At 29.4% G+C, this 22,314-nt stretch carries 18 protein-coding genes, 1 pseudogene and 1 riboswitch; of the genes and pseudogenes, 1 reads left to right on the plus strand and 18 read right to left on the minus strand.

What is annotated here, in order from left to right; all coding sequences use genetic code 11:
• Positions 1-13 precede the first annotated feature (13 nt).
• The 9 genes from pilO to purR all read right to left on the minus strand — a co-directional run bounded on the left by pilO (position 14) and on the right by purR (position 11,230).
• Entirely contained in the window at positions 14-922 is a 909-nt protein-coding gene (gene pilO, locus ACTG48_RS19680) for a type 4a pilus biogenesis protein PilO (RefSeq protein WP_021386425.1), read from the minus strand.
• Complete coding sequence (locus tag ACTG48_RS19685) at positions 915-2,627, minus strand: PilN domain-containing protein (RefSeq protein WP_021386433.1); 1,713 nt, start codon at positions 2,625-2,627, stop codon at positions 915-917. The genes pilO and ACTG48_RS19685 overlap by 8 nt, the downstream gene beginning before the upstream one ends.
• Before the next feature lie 14 nt (positions 2,628-2,641).
• The gene (locus ACTG48_RS19690; RefSeq protein ID WP_021386397.1) at positions 2,642-3,850 is read right to left on the minus strand and encodes a type II secretion system F family protein; all 1,209 of its coding nucleotides are present in this window, start codon (positions 3,848-3,850) and stop codon (positions 2,642-2,644) included.
• An 11-nt stretch (positions 3,851-3,861) separates the two neighbouring features.
• Positions 3,862-5,538, minus strand: coding sequence for a GspE/PulE family protein (locus ACTG48_RS19695; RefSeq protein ID WP_021386406.1), 1,677 nt, complete (start codon positions 5,536-5,538; stop codon positions 3,862-3,864).
• 146 nt (positions 5,539-5,684) lie between these two features.
• Positions 5,685-6,194: a type II secretion system protein gene (locus ACTG48_RS19700; RefSeq protein WP_021386429.1), complete on the minus strand. Its 510-nt coding sequence runs from the start codon at positions 6,192-6,194 to the stop codon at positions 5,685-5,687.
• A gap of 160 nt (positions 6,195-6,354) precedes the next feature.
• Positions 6,355-6,440, minus strand: a riboswitch (cyclic di-GMP riboswitch).
• Positions 6,441-7,281: 841 nt separating this feature from the next.
• Positions 7,282-8,232: a ribose-phosphate diphosphokinase gene (locus ACTG48_RS19705; protein WP_021386410.1), complete on the minus strand. Its 951-nt coding sequence runs from the start codon at positions 8,230-8,232 to the stop codon at positions 7,282-7,284.
• Between the two features lie 93 nt (positions 8,233-8,325).
• Complete coding sequence (glmU, locus tag ACTG48_RS19710) at positions 8,326-9,705, minus strand: bifunctional UDP-N-acetylglucosamine diphosphorylase/glucosamine-1-phosphate N-acetyltransferase GlmU (RefSeq protein ID WP_021386422.1); 1,380 nt, start codon at positions 9,703-9,705, stop codon at positions 8,326-8,328.
• A 212-nt stretch (positions 9,706-9,917) separates the two neighbouring features.
• Positions 9,918-10,196, minus strand: a complete 279-nt coding sequence (spoVG, locus tag ACTG48_RS19715; RefSeq protein WP_003421453.1) for a septation regulator SpoVG — start codon at positions 10,194-10,196, stop codon at positions 9,918-9,920.
• A gap of 155 nt (positions 10,197-10,351) precedes the next feature.
• Positions 10,352-11,230: a pur operon repressor gene (gene purR, locus ACTG48_RS19720; RefSeq protein WP_021386395.1), complete on the minus strand. Its 879-nt coding sequence runs from the start codon at positions 11,228-11,230 to the stop codon at positions 10,352-10,354.
• Positions 11,231-11,448: 218 nt separating this feature from the next.
• Between purR and murC the strand changes: the two genes are divergently transcribed.
• Complete coding sequence (gene murC / locus ACTG48_RS19725) at positions 11,449-12,801, plus strand: UDP-N-acetylmuramate--L-alanine ligase (RefSeq protein ID WP_021386408.1); 1,353 nt, start codon at positions 11,449-11,451, stop codon at positions 12,799-12,801.
• Positions 12,802-12,857: 56 nt separating this feature from the next.
• Here the strand turns inward: murC and ACTG48_RS19730 are convergent, their stop codons facing one another.
• The 9 genes and pseudogenes from ACTG48_RS19730 to ACTG48_RS19770 form a co-directional block, all read right to left on the minus strand.
• On the minus strand, positions 12,858-13,655 hold the full coding sequence (locus ACTG48_RS19730; RefSeq protein ID WP_021386411.1) for a hypothetical protein: 798 nt from the start codon (positions 13,653-13,655) through the stop codon (positions 12,858-12,860).
• A 69-nt stretch (positions 13,656-13,724) separates the two neighbouring features.
• On the minus strand, positions 13,725-14,621 hold the full coding sequence (locus ACTG48_RS19735; RefSeq protein ID WP_021386415.1) for a cation diffusion facilitator family transporter: 897 nt from the start codon (positions 14,619-14,621) through the stop codon (positions 13,725-13,727).
• A 160-nt stretch (positions 14,622-14,781) separates the two neighbouring features.
• Positions 14,782-15,891, minus strand: a complete 1,110-nt coding sequence (gene tnpB, locus ACTG48_RS19740; protein WP_479917768.1) for an IS200/IS605 family element RNA-guided endonuclease TnpB — start codon at positions 15,889-15,891, stop codon at positions 14,782-14,784.
• Positions 15,892-15,912: 21 nt separating this feature from the next.
• Positions 15,913-15,978, minus strand: a pseudogene (locus tag ACTG48_RS19745) (transposase); the annotation flags it as partial.
• Between the two features lie 736 nt (positions 15,979-16,714).
• Positions 16,715-17,830, minus strand: a complete 1,116-nt coding sequence (locus ACTG48_RS19750) for a tripeptidase T (RefSeq protein WP_021386442.1) — start codon at positions 17,828-17,830, stop codon at positions 16,715-16,717.
• A gap of 150 nt (positions 17,831-17,980) precedes the next feature.
• A complete protein-coding gene (locus ACTG48_RS19755) occupies positions 17,981-19,252 on the minus strand; it encodes a hypothetical protein (RefSeq protein WP_021386440.1) in 1,272 nt (423 codons plus the stop codon).
• Positions 19,253-19,317: 65 nt separating this feature from the next.
• Entirely contained in the window at positions 19,318-20,187 is an 870-nt protein-coding gene (gene rsmA / locus ACTG48_RS19760) for a 16S rRNA (adenine(1518)-N(6)/adenine(1519)-N(6))-dimethyltransferase RsmA (protein ID WP_021386446.1), read from the minus strand.
• Positions 20,188-20,345: 158 nt separating this feature from the next.
• Entirely contained in the window at positions 20,346-20,876 is a 531-nt protein-coding gene (gene rnmV / locus ACTG48_RS19765) for a ribonuclease M5 (RefSeq protein WP_021386441.1), read from the minus strand.
• Between the two features lie 363 nt (positions 20,877-21,239).
• Positions 21,240-22,307: a putative 2-aminoethylphosphonate ABC transporter substrate-binding protein gene (locus tag ACTG48_RS19770; RefSeq protein ID WP_479917769.1), complete on the minus strand. Its 1,068-nt coding sequence runs from the start codon at positions 22,305-22,307 to the stop codon at positions 21,240-21,242.
• Positions 22,308-22,314 lie beyond the last annotated feature (7 nt).

The raw sequence follows: 22,314 nt of genomic DNA on the forward strand, positions 1-22,314 counted from the left end.
AGCCTATTTAGCTTTATTTTGCACTAGACTTAAATGGATTATATTTTCCTGGTCTCCATGAAGATGGATTATCTGTATCAAGTATCATAGTAGTATTATCCTTAGTGTACATTATAAATTTAAATGTAGCATCTACTACACCTTCTGCTTCTGGAGCCACAACTTCTTTTTGTGTTTCTTTCTCTGTAGCTGCTCTAAGTACACAAGTATTACATAGATAACTAGTAGACCTATCTAAAAGCTTATCATTTTTTAAAATTTCGCCTTCTTTTATCAATGGACAATCATTATATAAGTGCCATTTGTCTTCGCCTTCTACCCAATATATTTTTGTATCTTTATTTATGTTCACATTTTTAATTAAATCCTTATTGCTTGTCGTTTCTTTTTCTTCTTTTTCTGGCTCTATGTATGAAGTCATTGTATAATCTAATATCTGAGTAACATTTTTTTGTTCTTCTAAATAAGCCATTAATTTTTTGACATTTCTATAATCCCCTCTAACACTTATTGTTGTTGATACACCATAAAAATGCTCATATTCTCTAACACTTCCAACATCGTAACTAGTTAAGTCAATATTATATACTTTCATTTTCTTATCTAAGCCTATTAAAAAAAGTCCATCTTGCATATCATATAAAAGATTTTTGCTTTTTTCTTTCAGCTCACTTTCAACTTCTTTAAGTTGTTTTTCATATTTTGGCATAAGAGCTGTTTTCTCTTTATATGTATTTAATTTTTCTGTAGATTGTTTTACAGAATTTTTTGTAGCAACATATTTTTGGTATTGAGGATAAAGCCCAAAGTATCCATATGATAAAATAGCTAATAAAATTATGACTTTTATAAGAATTCCTTTTAAGCTAACTTCCATTTTGAATATATCTTTTATATCTTTTTTAAATATATCTTTATTCATTAGTTAATACACCTTCTTTCAGGTATAATGTCATACTAAATGTATAGTTAGAATCTTCTTCATTATTTTTTATGCTATGTAATTTAACATCTTCAAAATAATACAAGCCCTTTAATTTATATAAAAATTGACCTACATAAGAAGAATCTTTAGCGTTTCCTTCTATGTTTATAACATTTGGTATCTTATCATATAATGGTGTTTTATCATCTTTTTCTGTATCAGCACTATCAGTTTCACTATCTCCAGTTAATGCTTCTGATACATTTGTAGTCTTATCTTCATTTAAATCACTGCTGGTTTTATCTCCATCATTATTACTTTTCGTATTTGATTTTGTTTCATTGCTACTTGATTTATTTGTGGTAGTTTTATTGTTATTTGAGTTCTCAGTTTTATTAGTAGTCCCAAGATTTTGATAAGTCGTTGATAGGTTCGTTAGTTCAACTCTACTTGGAGTATTTTTATCTATATCATCCAATAAATTTTCCCATTTTACCTTTTTCCCAATTAACATATCATATACCTTTATTTCTTCAGTTTTGCTTTGTATCATTTTTTCTATGTTTCCAATCTGATAATATGCAGATTCAATATTTCTTATTTCATCATTAACATTTTCAAGCTCTTTATTGGCTAGATTATTAAAAAAAATCAAACATAAATATGGAATAGCAAGAACTAATATAACTATTGGTGCTATTTTCAGTATGTTTTTCATTTGTTTGGCTTTCATCTGTTTTTTGAGTATATCCATTGGTAAAAAGTTTATATTTTCAAAATCTTTTTTACCTTTAGGTTCTATCATACTTCCTAGAATCTCTACGATTGAATTTATATCGTCTTCGTCTATATCTCCAGTTATCATATCAGATATATCCATTATTTCAGTAAGACCTTGAGAAACATAATTTGAAAATGCAGAACTAAAAGCCTCGTAAATTAATTTATTGGAATATCTTTTTCCTAATATTAATATAGTGTCTGTAACTTTACCAAAGTTTCTTGATGAATAGTAATTCATAAGACCTTTTGATTCTTCTACTACATTTAATAACTGCATTTCCATGTCTTTTGCAGTTATTCTTATAGGTATATTATCACTAATAAATAAAGTATCTTTCTTATATATATTTATAATTGTACTATTGTCACTTATATTAGTTACCATTATGTCACTGTAATCTAAATTTTTAAGAATTCTTAAATAAGCTGTTGATAGTGTATCTACTCTATCTAATATTAAATCAAACTCATGCATTATCTCTACAATTGCATTTATTTCTTCCTTTTTTATAGCTCCAATGATAAGATTCAAACTTGACTCCTCACCAGTTGAACTATCTGATGTTTCACTAGATACTTCATATGAAAACACATATTCATCTGATTCCAAAGCCATCATCTCATCCATTTCTAGCTTCATAAATCCATCTAAATCCTTTTTATCCATCTTAGGGAGTTTTTGGGGTTTTAGAATTACATCTCTTGTATTTAAACAAAAAACTACGTGTCTTGATTTTAACTTCACATTTTCTAATGCGTATCTCAATAGAGCATACTTTTCCTTAGAAAAATCTTGTGCAATATCCTCTATTGAAAACGCATTAAAACTTTTTATATAAAACTTATCTTTATCATGTTTATATCTGCCCTCAACTATGGAAATAGAATCGCCATAATATGATACATAAACCTTGTTCATTTGTCCTTTCCCTCCTACATAGCATCATATATACTAAGCATTGGCATAAATATTGATACAACCAGTACCGCAACTATAATACCAACTGCAATTATTAAAACAGGTTCTATCATTGATGCCATCCTATTTAAATAAATTTCGGATTCATACTCATAGAATTCGGCCATCTGTCTACTTATATTCTCTAACTCCCCTGTCTGCTCCCCTATAGCTATCATCTGTACTAGCACAGAATCAAAATATGTATATCTTTCTAAGTTCTCTGCTAAGCCCTCACCTCTTGTTATTCCATCTTTGGCTGATGCCAAAATCTTTTCTGCCATGGTATTATTTACACTATCTATAATATAATCAAGCCCCTGAACTAAAGGGTATCCTGTTGATACAAATAGATACAATGCTCTTGAAAACCGTGTAGCCACCATACAGTTTATTCCTTTTCCTAAAATAGGAATCTTATTTATGACTCTATCTTTATGTGCTCTACCAATGGGTGTTTTTAGATACTTCTTAAATTGGTAAATAGACAATATAATAGCTAGAAGTACTATTATCCAAAAATTCTTCATAAACACACCAAACCCCATAACAATTCTTGTTATAAGTGGAAGAGATGCTCCTACTGTTGTAATTGAATTAACCATCTTAGGCACCATAAATGCTGTAAATATAAAAATCATTACAAAGGAAGAAATCAAAACTATTAATGGATATGTTGCCGCATTTCTAAGCTTTTGCTTAACCCTGTGTTCACTATCATAAAATGAAGCCATACTTTTTAGTACTTCATCTAATTTACCAGTAGCCTCACCTGTAGCTATCATAGCCCCAAGTAATTTTGGAAACTTTGATTTTGATGAAAGCATTGAATCTGCAATAGTAGAACCTATTTTTATTTCTGCTACTATACGATTAATCTCTTCTCTCAAGGTAACATTAGTTGACCTTCTAGCTAATGTTTCTAGACCTGAGATACTATTTATACCAGAAGATACTATAATAGCAAACTGTCTACAGAAGTGGCTTATCTGGTCAGCTCCTAAGTCTTTTTTTCTCTTTCTATTAAAGACGCTTATGTTTTTACTTTTGCTCTCTTTAATTTCGAGAACTCTAAGATTTCTTTTTCTAAGTAGACTTCTAGCTTCATTAAAATCATTGGCTTCAATTACATCAGTTTGTTTTTTTCCATCCTCTTTTATTACTGTATACTTAAAACTTTTCATAATATCATCCTTTAATCAGTCATCAAAATTATTCTAATCATTTCTTCTACTGTTGTCTTTCCATTTAAAACCTTTTTAACTATATCCTCTTTTAGACTAATCATACCTTGTTTTCTAGCTACCTTTAAAATTTCTCTTTGATTGGCAGATGAATCTATTAACTCTTTTATTTCTGGTGTAATTTCAAGCATTTCAAATATACCTAGACGCCCCTTATATCCTGTATTATTGCATCTTTCACAGCCTTCTCCTTTATAAATAGTTACTGATTCATTTACATCAATACCAAGAGCCTTTTTTTCTCCAATGTCTGCTTCATATGAAACCCTACAATGCTCACATATTTTTCTTGTAAGTCTTTGAGATATTACCCCTAAAACGGATGATGTTATCAAGAAACTTTCTACATCCATATCTAAAAGACGTGAAATTGCTCCAACTGCTGTATTTGCATGTAGTGTACTTAAAACTAAATGTCCTGTAAGAGAAGCTCTAATTGCTATTTCTGCAGTTTCAGTATCTCTTATCTCCCCAACCATTATTATATCTGGGTCTTGACGCATAAAAGCTCTAAGTCCACTGGCAAAGGTAAGACCTGCTTTTTCATTTATTTGAGATTGATTTACACCAGGTAATTCATACTCTATAGGGTCTTCTATTGTTAGGAGGTTCCTATTTTCTGTATTTAATTGATTTAACATTGAATATAGTGTAGTTGTCTTTCCACTTCCAGTAGGTCCAACCACCAATATAAGTCCATAAGGAGTGTTTATCAACTCGTCATATATCTTAGAGCCATGTTCATCTATTCCTAGTACTTCTTTACTAACCATAAAATTACTTTTATCAAGAACCCTCATGGCTATCTTTTCATCCCTATTAGTTGGCATTGTAGAAACCCTAAAATCTATAGGTTTGTTATCCACTTTTAAATAGATTCTGCCATCTTGTGGGATTCTCTTTTCAGATATATTTATATCTGACATTATTTTGATACGACTTACTACTGCTTTGTATGGCGCTGAGTTCATTCTCATATATTCCCTTAGCATTCCATCTATCCTAAATCTAACACGCATGTAATTTTCACTTTGTTCTATATGTATATCACTTGCTTCCATTCTAACAGCATTTTCTAGTATGTTGTTTACTAATCTTACTATTGGAGCTGCATTTACATCTTCTTCAAGTATTACTGTTTCTCTTACTCCACCAGTTCTGTTTTTGTTGTACTCAGTCATAGCTTTATTTATTTCTGAATGTGCATAAGCATGACCTATTGCTTTGTTTATATCTTCTGCACTCGATATAAATATCTCTACATCTTTACCTGACATACGTCTTACATCTTGAACTGCTTCTCTATCTTGTGGGTCTGACATGGCTAGACATATCTTGTCTCCATCGATTTTGAATGGAAATACAGCATATCTTTTACATATATTTTCTGGAACCATCTTTGTAGCTAATGTGTCTATTTCTGTTCCTTCTAAAAATACACTTTCTATATCCAAAAGTTCTTTTAATACACTTATTAATAAGTTACTATCTATAAGACCTTCTTGTACTAGAAATTCTCCTAGTCTTTTTCCACTGTTTTTTTGTTCTGATAATGCCCATTTAAGCTGGTCTTCTGTTATGTATCCTTTTTCAACCAGTTTGTCTCCTATTCTAACTTTTTTAGCCACAGATTTCACTCCTTTACTATCTCAATTATATCATCATTTGTGATTGGATATTAAAGAAAATAGTATAAAAGACAGGAAGATTTTCTTCCTGTCTTTTTTATCATATTTTTCATTGAATTTATAATATTTCTTGTAAAAATATTACTTTAATTATTTGTTGAATCCATTTCAGCATTATCTATAAGTACTATATATAGAGTCCCATCTTTTAATGTTGAATTTTTTTGTAACTCAGTTTTTAGTGTATTCTCTGTGTATATCTTCTTTGGTCCTATATCACTTAATAATTTCTCTATTTGTGCTTTTGTTAATGTAACTCCATCAGCAGCAGTACCATCACCTATCTTTAATGCTAATTTATTATTAACTAAAAGTAATTTATATCCTCCTCCTATGTCTGCTTTGTCTGGAAGAGTATCCATGTAAGTCTCTAATGCATCTAATTCACCACTAGGTGGCATTGTGTTCTTATCTGAATAATAAGATAATGCTGCACTTTTAACTGAACTATAATCAGACTCAACACTTGCTACCTTAGCCTTATTTATATTACTAAATAAAGCTGGAACTGCTACTACTGCTAATATACCTATAATTGCAATTACTACCAATAATTCCACTAAAGTGAAACCTTTTTTATTCTTTCTTAACTTCATTTTTATTCCCCCTCAAATTTTTTAATTAATACTTCCTTATAATATATCTGGTTAAAAATCTAAGTAAAATTATTTACACGTACTAACCAGATTTATTTCTAGCATATAACCATTTTAAAACAAAAAATGCTATGAAAATAAAAGTATCCATAAATAAATACAATTCCATAGCCGGTTGCACCACTAACTCCATATGTTCTAAGGCGCCCAAATCACAGAACATATATCAACGTTTCTATTTTTATTAAATTCAGGGTAATGCATAATTATATATACATATCCACTTATATTATATAATAGTTACCAAATTTTATCAACTAAGTTTATATTATTTATATATACCAATTTTTTACATATTAAAACACAGTTCATACAAATAATTATACTATACAAAAAAAGAAACATCTCCCTACAATTATCATATATCGTAAGGAGATATTTATAAATTATCATTTAGTTTTATCATTGTCATTTCCATCCTTTGCTAATATTTATTTGAAAGCTAGAAGCTATTACAATATAGTATTTTATTAAAATCATCTATTATAAACATTCTATCTCTTTTAATTATGATTCAGCCACAATCACTATATAAATGAAACTCTTCATTTACAGATATGCTCATTGTGCAAAATTACTTTCTTTACAGTAACTTTATATAATCCAGAACCCTCTCACAAACATCAAAGATATAGAATAGATACTATTTTCAATTCTTATAAATAAACTTTCAATAGACTTTTATATTCCTTCTAGATTGTGACTGAATCATTTAAGTATTAGGGGTTCATCTTCTGACCTTCCCATTGGAAACACCTCTTTCTTTGTTTATATTTACATAATACTACATAATCTGAAATTTTTCAATACTTTTTCCAAATATTTTTTATATTCATAATATTCATATTTTTATGTGCTTTTCCAGATTTCTTTTACGTATCTATACATAAATTTTAAACCATAATATTTTTCTAAAATCACATACACTCTTATAATAAATAAAAAACAGCTATATAAATTAAAATATCAAAAAAGAGCTGTTCAAAAGTTTTACATCCTTTTAAACAACTCTTATAAATCTAATAAATTAGAATAATTTACTTACTGATTCGTTAGAGAATATCATTCTTATAGCATCTCCAAATAAAGGAGCTACAGTTTTTATCTTTATCTTATCTATTCTTTTTTCTTCAGGAAGTTGTATAGTATCAAGAACTATTAACTCACTTATCTCTGAATTAGAAATTCTCTCAATAGCTGGTCCTGATAATACACCATGAGTACAACAAGCATAAACATCTTTTGCACCAAACTCTTTAAGTGCATTTGCCGCATTAACTATTGTTCCAGCTGTATCTATCATATCATCTAATAGTATAACATTTTTACCTTTAACATCACCTATTAAGTTCATAACTTCACATACGTTAGCTTTTGGTCTTCTCTTATCTATTATAGCTATTGGCACTTCTCCATTTAAAGAATTAGCAAATTTTCTTGATCTAGTAACACTTCCTAAGTCAGGAGATACTACTACTAAATCTTCTATTTTCTTTTCATTGAAATAATCTGCTAATATTGTTCCACCTAATAAGTGGTCTAGTGGTATATCAAAGTATCCTTGTATTTGAGCTGCATGTAAATCCATTGTTAATACTCTGTCTGCTCCAGCAGCAGTTATTAAGTTTGCAACTAATTTAGCAGTGATTGGATCTCTTGCCTTAGCTTTTCTGTCTTGTCTTGCATATCCATAGTAAGGAATAACAGCTGTTATTCTTCCTGCTGATGCTCTCTTTAATGCATCAATTAAGATTAATAACTCCATTAAGTTATCATTTACTGGGCTATTAGTAGATTGTACTACAAACACATCACAACCTCTTACTGTCTCGTTCATGTTTACACATATTTCACCATCACTGAATGTACCTACTTCACAGTCTAGCACTGATACACCTATATAGTCAGCTATTTTCTGTGCTAACTCTTTCGATGAATTACCTGCAATAATTTTAATCTCGCTTCCGCTAGTATTCATTTATGTAACCCTCCTGAAAATTTTAAAATCCTAATGAATATAATTTATAATAATTTCGAGCTAAATTTATTAGCCAAAATAATAAACTAATACTTACTTACCTTCTTCATCTTTTTGGTTCTTCTTCTCTACCCAACCTTCTTTAATAACTTGTCTTTCTCTAGCTATTGCCAAAGCTCCATCTGGAACATCATGTGTTATTGTTGAACCAGTTGCTATGTATCCTTTTTCTTCTACAACTACTGGTGCAACTAGGTTGGAATTTGAACCTATAAATGCATTATCTTTTACTACTGATTTAAACTTATTTTTACCATCATAGTTTACAAAGACTACTCCACATCCTATATTTACATTTTTACCAACATGTGCGTCTCCTATGTAAGAAAGATGAGATGCTTTTGAACCATCTTCTATAATAGCATTTTTTACTTCAACAAAATCACCTATTTTTACATTGTTTCCTAAGTTACTCTTTGGTCTTAAATATGCATATGGACCAATAGTAGTATTTTCTCCAACTTTACTATCAATTATAGTTGAATTTTTTACTTCTGTACCATCACCTATTTCTGAGTTTGTTATAGATGAATTCATTCCAATTATACAATCTGAACCTATCTTTGTTTTTCCTTGTAACATAACACCTGGATATATTATAGTATCATTACCTATCTCAACATCAGATTCTATATAGGTAGAGTTAGTGTTTATTATAGTCACTCCATTTACCATATGAGATTCATTTATTCTTCTTCTCATAATCTCTTCTGCTTTTGATAATTCTACTCTTGAATTAACACCCATAAGCTCTTCAATAGTTGAACCTGCAAATGCACCAACTTTAAGACCTTTATCTCTCATTATTTTAGCAGTATCAGTTAAATAATATTCGCCTTGTGCATTGTTATTATTTAACAAATCCAATGCTTCTCTAAGGCTCTTACCATTGAAACAATAAATTCCAGAGTTTATCTCACTTATCATTTTTTCTTCTGAATTTGCATCTTTTTGTTCCACTATTCTAAGAAGGTCGCCCTTCTTATCTCTTATTATTCTACCATAACCTGTTGGATTTCCAACTCTTGTTGTAAGAACTGTGGCATGATATTTATTTTCTATATGATATTCAAATAATTTTTTTAGTGTCTCTTCCTTTATAAGTGGAGTATCTCCACAAAGTACAACTATTATATCTTCATCATTAATATATTCTTTAGCCATCTTTACAGCATGTCCTGTTCCAAGCTGTTCTGTTTGCATAGCTATTATAGTTTCTTCTGCTAGTTTTTCCTTTACTACATCAGCTTCATGCCCCAAAATCACAACAGTATCTTTCACACCTGATTTTTTTGAAACATCTATAATATGGTTAACCATTTCTTTTCCACATACTTTATGAATAACTTTTGGGTATTTAGACTTCATTCTTGTTCCTTTGCCTGCGGCAAGGATTATAGCTTTAAAGTTCATTGATACACTCCATTCAATCTAATTTAATTTTATTCGTATTATTCTCTCAATCAATATACATTATAATACATTTATTTGACAATTTGTATACAACATATACATTATCACTAATAATATAGCACTTTTTTACTAAAAAGTACATATTTTAATACAAATTCTACATTTAAAAAGAGCCTAAATGTTCGGGCTCTCTCCATTTTATATATTTATTATTATTCAGCAGCTACTTCCCATTGAACTAATGCTTCATGATATGCTTGTAAAACTGCATCTTCTAAAACTTGTCTCATTTCTGCATTTATTGGATGAGCTATATCTCTGAAATTTCCTTCGCCTACTTTTCTGCTAGGCATTGCTATAAATAGGCCATTATGGCCTTCTATAACTTTTATATCATGTACTACAAACAAATTATCGAAAGTTATTGAAACTATGCATTTCATCTTACCTTCTTCTGTTAATTTTCTTACTCTTACGTCAGTTATCTTCATACCAAAATATCCCCCTTTGATTTTGACAGAAATTAATTTATATTAAAATTATTATCGCTGGAATAAATTAATATAAACTGTTTTTTAAGTAATTCTATGAACAACTAGGGATATCCTCTTTTTATTTTTACATATTTTTCTAAATATTTTTTTTATTAATCTTCATCTATCTCAAATTCAAATTCTGAATCTTCTTCATCTAAATCTTCATTTCTATATTCATCTTTAAAAGTCTTTAAATTTGGCTCTACTACTATTTTATCTCCATTGACATCCAACTGAATTAATGAGATATAATCTTTTACCATCTTTTCTGAAGGATTTGTTGTAGATATGAATACTCCAGTACCTATAACTTCTGCACCAAATTCATTCATAAGGTCTACCATTCCTTTTATAGTACCTCCACCCCTCATGAAATCATCTATAATTATAACTTTACTGTCTGGCTTAAGGGCTTTTCTTGGCAAACTCATACTCTCAACCTTAGAGCTTCTATTTCCACTCACATATGTCATACTAAGAGTAGGACCTTCTGATACTTTTATATCTTTTCTTATTATAACTAGAGGTAAATTCATAGCTTTTGCAGTCATAAGTGCCATAGGTATACCTTTTGTCTCCATTGTCACAACATAATCTGCATCTACATACTCAATATTTGAGGCAAATATCTTTCCTATTTTAGCAGCTATTGTAGGGTCATAAATTAAATCAATCAAGTATAAAAAACCACCAGATAATATTCTAGACTTGTCGCATATTTTCTCACATAATTCCATTAAGAACTCTGCATTTTCTGCTATAGAAGTTTTAGGTATATATTTTACTCCTCCTGCTGCTCCTGAGATAGTTATAACTTTACCTAAATGCAGTTTTTCAAATACATTCTTTACGACTAATAAATCTTCACTTATTGTTGATTTTGCTGCATTAAATTGATTTGTAAAATAACTTAATGTATATATTTTATTTGGATTGTCAGATAGTATTTTAACTATCGCTCCAATTCTCTCTGTTCTTTTAAATTTCATTACTATTTCCTCCTACAAGTACCTTTATATAACGTTAAACTAACTAATGCATAACAATTCTTATTGTGGTATAATATTACTTATGTTTTATTATATTCAAAAATAAAATACATATAATATTATATGCATATTAATTATAAAATATTGAACATTATATTATTATACCACAAAAATAGTTCATATTGTAGGACTTAATTAAAAAGAAAGGTGGTTTTATTATGAATATACACTTTATAGGAATTGGCGGTATCAGCATGAGTGCATTAGCTGAAATATGTATCAATAAAGGTTACCAAGTTTCAGGTTCGGATTCAAACGAATCATACCTATTAGACAAACTTAGAGACCAAGGGGCAACTATCTATATTGGTCAGAAAAAAGAGAACATATCAGATAATGTAAATATGGTTGTTTATACAGCAGCAGTTCATCCAGACAATGAAGAACTTATAGCTGCTAAAGAAAAAAATAAATTAGTAATGAACAGAGCTACTTTTTTAGGTCAAATCATGAGGGAATATAAGAATTCTATAGCAGTTTCTGGAACACATGGAAAGACTTCTACAACATCTATGTTATCCACAATCTTTGAATATGCAGACTTAGACCCAACTATACTAGTTGGTGGTAACTTAAGTATGATAGGTGGTAATGTTAAGATAGGTAATTCTGACCACTTTATAACTGAAGCATGTGAATATGTAGATAGCTTCCTTAATTTTAACCCTAAAATATCTATAGTCCTAAATGTTGAGGAAGACCATCTTGATTATTTCTCTGGTATAGATGAAATCAAGGCTTCTTTTAACAAATTTGGTAAGCTCTTACCTCCAGATGGCTATTTCATAATAAATGGTGATGATGAAAATGTCGATGACATATTGTATGATGTTAAAGCTACTATTATAAAATACGGTAGAGACTCTGATAATGATGCTGTAATAAAAGATATTCACTTTGACAATGGTGGTCATGGAATATTTAAAATAGAATATCAAGGAAAAGACTTAGGAGAATTTGAACTTTCTGTATATGGTCTTCATAACATATACAATGCATCTTCTGCTATAATAGCAGCTCTTGTTTCTGGTATTGATTTAGAGACTATAAGAAAAAATATAAAAATTTATAAAGGTGTAGGAAGAAGATTTGAAGCTAAAGGATATTATAAGAATGCTTTAGTAATAGATGATTATGCACATCATCCAACTGAATTAAAAGCTACTTTAGCTGCTGCTAAAAAATTAAAAAAATCTACTTTATGGTGTATCTTCCAGCCACATACTTATACTAGAACAAAATCTCTTTTAGGCGAATTCTCAGAGGCATTCTATGCTGCTGATAAAGTTATAATAACAGATATATATGCTGCTAGAGAAAATGACCCAGGAGATATACATTCTAAAGATTTAGTTGAAAAATTATATCAAAACAATGTAGATGCTATCTACATAAAAGAATTTGAAGATATAGTAAAATATTTACATGAAAATGTTAACGATAATGATTTAGTAATAACTGCTGGTGCTGGTCCAATTTATAAAGTTGCAGACTTGTTGGTTGAAAAATAATATATAAAAAATAATTTAGGCTATCAAATATCTCATTTGATAGCCTTCTTAAAGTCCTATTTCTTTCCAATCTCAAATATCTCATTTTTAAGGTAATCAAACAAACTTGTATGAACTTCATAATAAGATACAGTTTTCTTAGAAGTAACTTTCACATAATCTTTTCCCATTGTTTCAACTTTTACAGCAAAATTATCGCCTTTTATGTCTATAGTAAAGTTATATTCACTTCTTTCCTTACTTTTCTCAGGCTGAACTTTTCCTACAACCCTCTTTGAAATCATCTTATGTGCTAAATCATCAAACTTCCATCTATGAACTTTTTTAATTTCTTTTCCATGAGATATAGTCACTTCTTTCCAATCTTTATAGTGACTTAAAAGGTCAAATGAGGTATATATACTCTCATCTAAAAGCTTCTTAAAAGCATTCTTAGAATCAACTGGAACTTTATAATACTCTTCCTTGTTTACAGTATATACTCTAAAAAAATTAAGGTCTGTAGAAAATTTAACGCCATCATCAGAATATCCTTCATAAACTGCTTCATAAGAAGATGTAGTATTTCTTACTTTCTTAAAATCTGAGAAAAAGAACTTTATGTCATTCCACATATCTTCTTCAATTTTTATGTTTTCTATATTTTTGTCTGATATATAAATCTTCTTCTTCTCTTTTATTTGAGTCATTAAAGACCTAGTATCTTCTTCTTCTCTTTCTACCTTCTTTGGAACTTCACTTTTATCCTTTTCCATATTCAATCCTATTTTGAAGGATATAAAGTATATTATAAAGAAAACAACTACTCCTATTAATATCGCAGCTTTTTTCTTTAGTTTTCTTTTCTTACTCATTTAACCACCCCTAGAGTTTATAATCATAAAACAATTATATAACTTTTTACACTTTTTTTTAAGGTTTAATTATTTATTACACTTATTTCCTTGACAATTAGTACATGGTTCAACGTGAACCGTTATACCTTTTACAAATTCCATATGTTTTATTATATGTTTTTCCAGTTTAGTAGCAATGTCATGACCTTGTTTAACTGTCAAATTCTCATCAACGCATATAGTTAAATCAACATATGCCATAGCCCCATGTTTTCTAGTCTTTATATCCCCTAGATTCTTAACACCTTCTGTATCAGCTACGATATAATTTAATTCTTTTATTTCTTTTTCATCAACTGAAACATCCATCAATTCATTAACAGAGCTTATAAGTATATTGATTCCTACCTTAGCTACAAATATAGCTACTACAACTGATGCAATTGGGTCTAAAGGCTTAAATCCTAAAATAGAACCTCCTATACCTATAAAAGCAGCTACTGAAGATAATGCATCCGACCTATGATGCCAAGCATCAGCTTTTAAGGCTGGAGAATTTATCTTTTTAGCAACTTTTATTGTTATTCTATATTGATACTCTTTTATCAAGATTGAAATAACTGATACCACTAATGGTAATATTGATGGGACATGTAATGCATCTAGGTTAAATAAAGATTTAATTGCTTCTATACCTATTGTTATAGAAACAAATATAAGTAATATTGATAATACGAATGATACCAATGTTTCTGCTTTCTCATGCCCATAATTATGCTCTCTATCTCCTGGTCTAGAAGATACATAGTTACCTATTAATACTCCTACAGAACTTATGATATCTGATGCTGAGTGTAATCCATCTGCAATCATTGCACTAGAATTACCAATAACCCCAGCTATCATCTTAATTATTGTTAATACTATATTCCAAAGTATCGACTGTATGGTTATTTTATTTGCTTCCTCATACCTTGTTTCCATTTTTATTCCTCCTTATAAAACAACTCTAACTATTCTGAACCTCCCATGACTAAAGTCACAGGGTTCCTGCTTCATAGAATTTTGCATACTAAAATATGTCTTACAAACTCTCCACAGGCTATCCCCGTAGTTCCTACGGCTCTTACATAAGTTATCTATTTTAAACTCTTATTAGTCTTAATCCTTCTTTTAGTATATTTATACTTGCATTTATATCTCTATCGTGAGTTACATTACAACAAGGACAAATCCATTCTCTTATATTTAAATTCTTCATTTCCTCGTTTTTGTACCCACATTTATTGCATATTTGTGAACTTGCAAAGAATTTACCTACCTTTACAATTTGTCTACCATACCAATTAGCCTTGTATTCTAATTGACGAACAAATTCTGACCATGACACATCAGAAATTAAGCGAGATAGTTTACTATTTCTAGTCATATTCTTTACTTGTAAATCTTCTATGCAAATAATATCATTCTCTCGTATTAATTTAGTAGATAGTTTTTGTAGAAAATCCTTCCTTTGATTAGCTATATGTTCTTGAAGTCTTGCAACTTTTAATCTTGCTTTATTTCTATTTAAACTACCAATTGTTTTTCTCGATAGTTCTCTTTGTAATTTAGCAAGTTTGTTTAATGACTTTTGAAGATACTTAGGATTTTCTATAAAGTCTCCACAACTTGAGATACAAAATTCTTTAATTCCTAAATCTAAACCTATCTGATTATTAGTATTTTCAAATGCTTTAATATCTATATCAGTACAACATAATGATACATAATATTTACCACTTGGTTCTTTGGATACTGTAGCATTAAGTATTCTTCCTTGAGGTACTTGTTTATCTCTTACTTTAACCATACCAAGTTTAGGTAATTTTATATATTGACCACAGTACATAATATTTCCATTTGTAAAGTTAGTTCTATATGAAAATCTATTAGTTTTCTTTGATTTAAATTTAGGAAATCCTGCATTTTCTTTAAAGAATTTTTTATATGCGTTTTCTAAATCTTTTAAGGTGTTTTGTAGTGAAAATTTGTCAGGTTCTTTAAGCCACTCTAATTCTCTTTTTAAATTGGTCAAATCAGAACTGCACTGTTTATAAGTAAAAGTTTCTTTATCATTTTCATAAAATTCTATTTTTTTAGCAAGATACTTATTATATACAAATCTACAACATCCAAAAGTTTTATTAATTAACTCTTGTTGCTTTTTATTTGGATACATTCTAAACTTATATGCTTTTTCCACTACTATCACCTCACTTTACTTGTTTTTATGATTATGTAATACTGGATGTCTATATTTTACACACCATACTATATGGTATTGTACTAAATATACATATCTGAGCTACTTCAATTTTTACTCACCCATCCTAATATTAACAAGGTAAATTTTTTTAAACAAGTATTTTAAAGGTTTTTATATTTATTTCTAAATAACATATGTAAGAACCGTAAGTCCTAACTTTTATCATTTTGAGGTTGTCGTTCACATAAGTTCGCTACTACCTATGCAGTTCTCTTATGAACTTCTTACACTTTCATGTAAGCACAGACTATATCTTATCCTTCGGCGTTATTCGTTAAGGTCTACCCACTTCCACTACCAATAGCTTGTAGTGTACTTCCCTCAAGAGGAATAGTCGTTGAAGTTTCTCCTACTTAGGAGCTTACCTGCTGATTGCCCATTTTAAAGTACTTAGGGTTTAACCCTATACCATCTAACCAATTTTTTCTACTTTCGTAACTTTCACACTTAGGTTTATTTCATCCTTATGTTTTAGTTTGGTTAGCTTTAGGGGTTTCCAGCAATTCAAGTAGTATTGGATAGGTTATATCCTATCTCCACATATAAGTTTCCCTATATGCTGACTATTTTAGCTACTAACTCAAGACTTAAAGTCACGAGTATGCGTAGCTATTTTTTAATCAAAATATACATCTGGACATAGATTAAATCTACTATTACATGCAAATGTATACTCTTTACTTTCAATAAAGATTATCAATCTTCTATAAAATGAAAAATCACCTAGCTTAAGCTAGGCGATATATATATTATACACTATTATTTAAATTTATGCTTCTTTTATTATCTCTACTACCATCTTAGCAGAATCATATAAGTCTTTTATAGCTATATGTTCACTTAATGTATGAGCATTTTTCATACCTATTCCTAAAGTTATAGCTTCGATACCATTTTTACTTAATATATTTGTATCACTGCCTCCTCCTGTAGATTCAGTATGACCCTCTATACCTAAGTTTGAAAAAGCTTTCTTTGCAAGTTTTATTATTTCAGAATCTTCGTTAACATCTATTGGAGTATATGCTCTGTTTACATCTATCTCAATTTGAGCTCCAAAATCTTTAGCAGCTTTTTCAAAAGTATCTACCATATGTTTAGTTTGAACATCCAATTTATCTTCTTTTAAACTTCTAGCTTCTGCAACTATATTAACTTCACCTGTTACTATATTTGTAGCTGTTCCACCGTTTATAATTCCTATGTTAGCAGTTGTTTCCTCATCTATTCTAAGTAAATTCATATTTTCTATTGCTCTAGCTGCTACCATTATAGCACTTATACCAGCCTCAGGCTCAAGACCTGCATGAGCAGTCTTTCCTAATATCTTAACATTTATTACATCTTGTGCAGGAGCTTTTACTATTATTTCTCCAGGAGAACCACCACTATCTAATACAAAAGCATATTTAGAATCTATTTTTCCATAGTCTAAATTTTTAGCTCCAACTAATCCACATTCTTCACATATAGAGAATACAACCTGTATATCAGTATGTTCTATGTTATTTTCCTTTATATATCTTAAGCCTTCTAATATAGCTGCTATACCTGCTTTATCATCAGAACCTAATATTGTAGTACCATCACTTTTTATTATTCCATTTGCTTCATCCACTATAGGCTTTACTCCTATACCTGGAGTTACTGTGTCCATATGTGAACTAAATAATATTTTCTTACCTTCTTTATTTCCTTTTAATGTAGCTATTATATTGCCAGTTTCTCCATTTGTTTTTTCACCAGCATTATCTACTACAACTGAACAACCTATTTCTTCTAATTTTTCAACTAATACTTTAGCAACATTCCCCTCTTTTAAAGATAAACTGTCTATCTGTATTAATTCAAGGAACTCGTTTAAAATTCTTTGCTCGTTTATCATAATCTTCCTCCATAATATAATAGGTATTTCAACATATATTGTAGTGTAATATTTAAATATTATCAATAGTTTTTAAGTTTTTATATTACTTTCCTTAATTTTTTTTAGTAAAGTGAAAGTCAAGGCTAAATTCTTGCATTTTTATTATTTCTATCTAACTATATTTCTTTGTCTAGAATCTATAAAACATAACCAATATCCTAAGCTATTTGTTCTATTGTCACAAGCTTGATATCTTAAGAACCCTGTGCTTCCATTGTCTGGCTGTTCACTTCTATTTCCTGGAATAGCATAGATATAATGTTTTCTTTTATTATATTCATCATATTGAACTCCAAATAAGTAATGTCTATATTTATATGAATGCAATACTGCATCACTATACATCGTATAATTCAACACATTTAAATATCCTAAATGTGGCATTGTATATCCACATAGAGTTGTAGGATTTATCTCTATTTTCCACCATCTTGTCTTATCTATATAATCTGTTGCAAAAGGTTTTACTTCTCTAAATAATTTCAAACCTTTCTTTATTTGTCTAGGCATAAGTAATGTACTAGCTTGTTTATTTCCACTATCCCCCTGACTTACTCCATTGGCTCTTTTTATTTTTTCAATATTATTCTGCTCTTTCTGAGCTTTCTTTGATTTAGTAGGTTTTAAAGAAACAACAGATTCCTCTTCTCTGTTTATTTCAAAATCTTCTTCATCATCTTCGTCACATTCATCATCATATTCCATATCTCTATATTCTTCTTGCGCCTTAACCTTATTGTAGTTTTCTATTTCCTTATAATTATTAAATTCTTCTATTTCCTCATCACTAGAATCTTCTATGTCCGTTCTTGCTTTTAATTCTCCATCTTCAACGTCTTCATCATCTTCCCAATAATCTTCGTACTCATCTTCATCATATTCTTCTATAATATATTCTTCTTCATCGTCGCTACCTTCTTCTCTATCACCATCTTCCTCATTGTCTATCTCTTCATATTCTTCGTCTTCTTCCAGCTCTTCATATTCTTCATCTTCTACCTCTTGGAATAATATGTCCTCATAATTTTCAATCTTATTTCCTTTAAATCCAATTAATGGTATATTTCTTCCATACAATAATGCAATACCTTTTATTTCATCATCATAATCCTCTAAGTCTAAAACAAATTCACCTCTTCCTTGTTCATTTAAAATTATATTTCCTAGGTCTATTAACCCATGGTCACCTTTTATTGCCACTGCTTTATACCCATCTTTAACATATTTTAGATTTTCTACATATAATGCAATAATTGCTTTTTCATCATTTACTTCAACTTTTGCAAAAGCTTTTGGCAGTACTCGTTCTTTGTATCTAAAGTTTATGTCTTTAGCTTCTAGTATTATATAGTCTCTTTTAAACTTTCTTTTAGAACCCACTGCAATCCCCCCTTAACACAGTTTCTCTAAACAATATATGTTAATAAAATAAAAAAAAGTACCTTCTATTTAGAAGATACTTTTGTATTTATTATATTTGAAAGAACTGCAAACTCTTCTATACTAAGAGTTTCACCCCTTCTTTTTTCATCTATATTAGCTTCTTTTAATATTTCTCTTATTTCGTCTTTATTAAGAAAACCAAGACCTCCCAACGAATTGAGAAGAGTTTTTCTTCTTTGCCCAAAAGATGCTTTTACTGTTTTAAAGAATAGTTCTTCGTTATGAACATCATATTTTCTTTCAGCTCTTACATGTAGACCTATAACTGTAGAATCTACATTTGGTTGTGGTATAAACATATGTCTTGGAGCTTTTGCTACAATCTCTGTTTCACAATAATATTGAACAGCTATAGATAATGCTCCATAATCTTTAGTACTTGGTATAGCATTCATTCTATCTGCAACTTCTTTTTGAACCATGACTACTATGTCTGTTACAGGTATATCTTCTTCTAAAAACTTCATAACTATTGGCGTAGTTATATAATATGGAAGATTTGCCACAAGCTTAACTGGCCCACCATTTAATTTATCTTTTATTAGTTCTTGTATATCTACTTTTAATATATCTTTATTTACTACTTCTGTGTTATCTAAATCTGACAATGTATCTTTCAGTATAGGTATTAGATTTCTGTCAATTTCTATAGCCACTACTTTTTCTGCTACTTTACCCATTTCACGAGTAAGAGTACCTATTCCAGGTCCTACTTCTATTATGTTGTCGCCTTCTTTAATCCTAGCTCCAACTAATATTTTATCAATTATATTACTATCTATTAAAAAATTCTGACCTAGAGACTTTGAAAATTTAAAATTATATTTTTGTACTACTTCTTTTGTTGCACTATGTGAAGATAGTCTATCCATTATTTACTCCTTTTAACTTATTTTAAGATTTAATTTTTTTAATTATACATATTTGTATGTGTTTAAAACAAAGTATTTATTAGAAATAATTTGTCTTAAATTAACCTGTGATTTCACATCTATTTTATATAATATTTTTCATATACTAAATATTACATTTAGAGTTGTTTTAATGCATCTATAAATTCTTCTCTTTCAACTCCATAATTATTCAATCTATTTAAAAATTGTTTTGCGTTTCCATATCCAATTCCAAGTATTTTACCAAGTGCATCTCTTCTATGTGATGCATCTTCGTTACCTATAAGACCATTTCTAATTAGGTCAACTTGTTTAAATTCATTTCTTTTTTCTGTATTTTCAGTTCTAACTTTATTCAAAGCTGCTATTATACTTTTAGGAGTAGCATTTTCAATTCCTATGTCTCCATCTTTTTTAGCTTCTTCTCTTGGTAGAAATGCATGTTTACATCCTGGAACTTCTGATGCTATTTTTTTTCTTATTTTTTCACCTGCAAAGTCTGGGTCTGTAAATATTATGACACCACGTCTTTCATTAGCAGCTTTTATACGCTCCATTACACCTTTTGGAAATCCAAATCCCCCTGTAGTTATAAGTTCTGCATCTATTGCTCTCTTAACTGCTGTAACATCATCTCTACCCTCTACTACGATTATTTCTTTTATCATATAAATTCACCTTTTATTCGTTTTTAGTTTTTCTTTACATCTATTTATTTTAAGGTTTTTATTTGATTTAATCAAGGTACTAAGCTATTTATTTTTATTTGAAAACATATCTTATTAAAAAATCATTTTTATTAAATGAATACTACCTTGTTTTTTATAACCTTATTTACAAATAGTAGTAGAGATACTTTTCTTTATATTTAATATGTTAATATCTTTTATTAATATTAAGTATATTATGCCATCTATAGAACATTTGTATATGTCAAAAGGCGAATTCTATATATCAGAATCCACCTTTTTATACACATAAATTATCATTTCATTTTGATACATTCTATTTTAAATTACTTTTCTATAAGTTTAACTCTCTTTTTCTGTCTTTCCATCATATTTTGATGTCCATTTATTTAGTATAGCTTCTCTATTTCTAGCTGATGATTTTAAATCATTGTCTATCATTTGTTCTAATGGCTTTTTAGGGAATCCTTCTGGTATTGGATTTCCTGTATCAATTGTAGTAACTGCAAAATTCTTAGAATACTCATTCATTACATCTTTACTTATAGCCCAATCTAAAAATACTTTTGAAGCTTCCTTCATATTGTCTTTTTTCACAAGAGCATTTGATTCTAACTCCCATCCAGAACCCTCTTTGGGAAATACAACTTCTACTGGATATCCTTCCTCTTTTAATTTTATACCTCTATTTCCAAAAGATATACCTATAGGGTATTCTCCAGAAGCTGCTGATATTGCTGGTGCTGAACCAGATTGAGTATATACCCCAATATTTTTATGTAGCTTATCCATGTATTGCCATGCTTTTTCTTCACCCATAATTTGTATAAGTGCTGATACTGTTAAATATCCTGTTCCTGCAGAAGATGGGTTAGGCATAGATATAAGACCTTTATATTCTGGTTTTATTAAATCTTCATAAGAGCTAGGAACTGGTATGTTTTTATCTTTTAATTCTTTAGTATTTACTGTTATACCTGTCATCCAAGCATCTATTCCAACCCAAGAAGGAACTTCCTTATCATCTTTAAAAGCAGGATTTATCTTATCAAAGTCTTTTGGAGTATATGGCTCTAACATTCCTTGATCATCTAAAATTATCATACTTGTAGCTGCAACACCCCATAATACATCTGCTTGAGGATTGTCTTTTTCAGCCAGTAGTCTTGCTGTTATATCTCCTACTGATGCTCTAAAAACATTCAATTTAACATCTGGATATTTTTCTTTAAATGTAGCTAAATATGTGTCTATACTATCTTCTTCAATTGCTGTATAAACTGTTAACTCTCCTTTTGTCTTACTATAAGTCTTTGAATCTGAACCTGATGAGGCAGTACTGCACCCTGTTATTACACTCAATAAAAGTGTTGATAATACTCCTAAAGAAACTAGCTTCTTAAATTTCATTTTTTCC

This window comes from Clostridioides sp. LIBA-6822 (assembly GCF_056688955.1).

Coding starts and splice junctions, on each gene's coding strand:
- pilO (WP_021386425.1), bottom strand. CDS start 922: ATGAATAAAGATATATTTAAAAAAGATATAAAAGATATATTCAAAATG.
- ACTG48_RS19685 (WP_021386433.1), bottom strand. CDS start 2,627: ATGAACAAGGTTTATGTATCATATTATGGCGATTCTATTTCCATAGTT.
- ACTG48_RS19690 (WP_021386397.1), bottom strand. CDS start 3,850: ATGAAAAGTTTTAAGTATACAGTAATAAAAGAGGATGGAAAAAAACAA.
- ACTG48_RS19700 (WP_021386429.1), bottom strand. CDS start 6,194: ATGAAGTTAAGAAAGAATAAAAAAGGTTTCACTTTAGTGGAATTATTG.
- ACTG48_RS19705 (WP_021386410.1), bottom strand. CDS start 8,232: ATGAATACTAGCGGAAGCGAGATTAAAATTATTGCAGGTAATTCATCG.
- glmU (WP_021386422.1), bottom strand. CDS start 9,705: ATGAACTTTAAAGCTATAATCCTTGCCGCAGGCAAAGGAACAAGAATG.
- spoVG (WP_003421453.1), bottom strand. CDS start 10,196: ATGAAGATAACTGACGTAAGAGTAAGAAAATTAACAGAAGAAGGTAAG.
- purR (WP_021386395.1), bottom strand. CDS start 11,230: ATGAAATTTAAAAGAACAGAGAGAATTGGAGCGATAGTTAAAATACTA.
- murC (WP_021386408.1), top strand. CDS start 11,449: ATGAATATACACTTTATAGGAATTGGCGGTATCAGCATGAGTGCATTA.
- ACTG48_RS19730 (WP_021386411.1), bottom strand. CDS start 13,655: ATGAGTAAGAAAAGAAAACTAAAGAAAAAAGCTGCGATATTAATAGGA.
- ACTG48_RS19735 (WP_021386415.1), bottom strand. CDS start 14,621: ATGGAAACAAGGTATGAGGAAGCAAATAAAATAACCATACAGTCGATA.
- ACTG48_RS19750 (WP_021386442.1), bottom strand. CDS start 17,830: ATGATAAACGAGCAAAGAATTTTAAACGAGTTCCTTGAATTAATACAG.
- rsmA (WP_021386446.1), bottom strand. CDS start 20,187: ATGGATAGACTATCTTCACATAGTGCAACAAAAGAAGTAGTACAAAAA.
- rnmV (WP_021386441.1), bottom strand. CDS start 20,876: ATGATAAAAGAAATAATCGTAGTAGAGGGTAGAGATGATGTTACAGCA.
- ACTG48_RS19770 (WP_479917769.1), bottom strand. CDS start 22,307: ATGAAATTTAAGAAGCTAGTTTCTTTAGGAGTATTATCAACACTTTTA.